This window comes from Sphingobacterium tenebrionis, from assembly GCF_037126265.1.
GTDB classification, from domain to species: Bacteria; Bacteroidota; Bacteroidia; order Sphingobacteriales; family Sphingobacteriaceae; genus Sphingobacterium; species Sphingobacterium tenebrionis.
The window spans coordinates 1-2228 of sequence record NZ_JAYLLN010000072.1 but is presented as its reverse complement, the minus strand read 5'-3'; the positions used below and the strand labels follow the sequence as shown (position 1 = coordinate 2228).

Annotated in this window: 2 protein-coding genes; one reads left to right on the top strand and one right to left on the bottom strand. The window is 43.0% G+C overall.

Annotation, left to right across the window (positions count from 1 at the left end):
• Positions 1-244 precede the first annotated feature (244 nt).
• Complete coding sequence (locus VJ786_RS16495) at positions 245-646, bottom strand: hypothetical protein (protein ID WP_099366695.1); 402 nt, start codon at positions 644-646, stop codon at positions 245-247.
• A gap of 123 nt (positions 647-769) precedes the next feature.
• On the opposite strand from VJ786_RS16495, the gene VJ786_RS16490 reads away from it, so the two are divergent.
• A complete protein-coding gene (locus tag VJ786_RS16490) occupies positions 770-2059 on the top strand; it encodes a DEAD/DEAH box helicase (RefSeq protein WP_257213734.1) in 1290 nt (429 codons plus the stop codon).
• Positions 2060-2228: the final 169 nt, after the last annotated feature.

The following is a 2228-nucleotide window of genomic DNA, read 5'->3' as shown; positions in this document are numbered from 1 at the left end:
GGGCTACATCGCAAAAGCGGCCTAATCAGAATATTATTTGGAGAAAATTTAATTTATTATTTGGATATATACACAGTTCATTGCGAGGAGGCACGACGAAGCAATCTTTAGACTTTGTCATCCTGAGCAGCGTCGAAGGATCTGTACGTGTACCATGTTTAGATGCTTCGACTTCGCTCAGCATCACAAGAGGAAAGATTGCTTCGTTCCTCGCAATGACGCTAAGCCACGAATTAACGCCCCCTTACTGCTTAACGCCTTTAAACCTAAACTGTCCAGCTTTTTTTACATCTCCCAAGGTAGAAACCGTTAAAGAATTATCCTTTCCATAGAACAGAAAAGTTCCTTTCGGATCATTTTCAGGATTCACGATATACCCATCCTCTGGAAATACATCAAAGATCTCCGCTACACCACCCGTATTTGCTGCCGGTGTAACCTTCACCTTCCCCTCGCCTGCCGAGGTAATCGTCAAAGTCGTATTATCAAAGATCTTAATACCGGTAGCCGGGTAAACCGTCATCTCTCCAGCATATGTACCTTCCACATCGCTATTGGAAACATCATCATCTTTACTACAACCGGAAAAGCCAAAGGAAGTCAACGCTATAAATGCCAAGCAGAATAATTTGTTTTTCGTTCTCATGTGTTAGATTTTAAGGTCAATATTTTATTAATAAATGAAATTGTGTGATTGTCCTTGAAGCGCAATTTCCTTGCCAATAAATTTCGTAACTTTGCGGTTTCACATTCATATAATCCATCTGCTGTGTCATTAGATAAATTAAAGCTTAGCAAAAGACTTCACGCCAATATGAGCGAATTGGGCTATTTTACCGCCAAGGAATTCCAATTGAGAACCTTGTCCCGCATCATTGGCGGACATAGTATCCTCGGAATTGCACCTGAAGGAGCCGGTAAGACAACCACCTACATATTGGGGGTACTTTCGCGTTTGAAATACACCCAGGATGAAGCGCCTAAGGCTTTAATCCTGACACCGAATGAGGAGAAAATCGCTGAGATCATCGAACAGTTCTATGCCATCAGCAAGAATAAAGAGCTCCATATCATGGGCCTAAAACCTTCTGGAAGCATGGAAGAAGAAATTGAAGGATTGGTGCGTGGAGTGGATATCGTGGTGGCAACACCAAATCGTGCCCGCGCGGTATACCTGAAATTGGGGCTTAACCTGAACCGGATCCAGACCTTCATCCTGGATGATGCCGAAGAGATGGTTAAACAGGGCATGGCCACCAATGTACGCGAATTGGCACAGAGCTGTGGCAATGTGCAATACCTATGTTTCAGTACGGTGGACCATGATAAACTTCACCTCATGATTGATGAGTTCATGCCTTTCCCTACTTTGGTGGAAGTGGATGAATTATCCGCAGATGAGATCGATACGCACGACCTGATGCTCTATCAGGTTCCAAATTTCACGACCAAGATCAACCTGCTGAACAACCTGATGGCGGATGAGGAAGTGTTTGAGAAGGTTGTGGTATTTGCCAATTCCCGTCAGACAGCACAGAAACTGAAAGAAAGATTGCAGGTGAAAAAAGGTTCAGCCGTTCTTTATCAATTATACGATGAGGATAACCACCGGATCGATGATATCGAAATATTTAAACAGAATCCCGATTATCGGATATTATTGGTCGCCAACGAGGATGGCCATGAACTGAATCTGTCGGGCATCCCTTTTATCTTCCACATTGATATCCCGGAGGATAAGGATATTTTTGTGAAGCATGTATTGAAATCCGGCTCGAATAACGGCCAGGATGAGGCAATCGCCATTACCTTTTCGACGGACATTGAATTGCCAGAATTAAGGAAGATCGAACAGGCATTGGGCAAGAAGATTCCGGTGATGGATCTGCCGGAGGATTTATTGATCTATTCCCCGTCCAATGACGGCGGAAAGCAAAAGGAAGAAGAGGATGAAACTAGAGGTGGCGCCTTCCACAAAAAGAAGGAAAGCAATAGCAAGACTTATAATTATGGTAGCGGCGTAAAGGCGAAAATGAGCAAAGCGAATAAGAGAAGGTAGGGTTTAGATTATAGATGATAGATATTAGACGTTAGAGCCGTCATTGCGAGGCTCTCTTCCCGTCCTTTAGATTTGTATAATAATAGAAAGGGTTAATTGTTTAAGTTATCCTTTTAGAAAGATTACCTAAAACGGTAGCGGCAAATTCTCTTTCCGTGAAGGTTTTTAT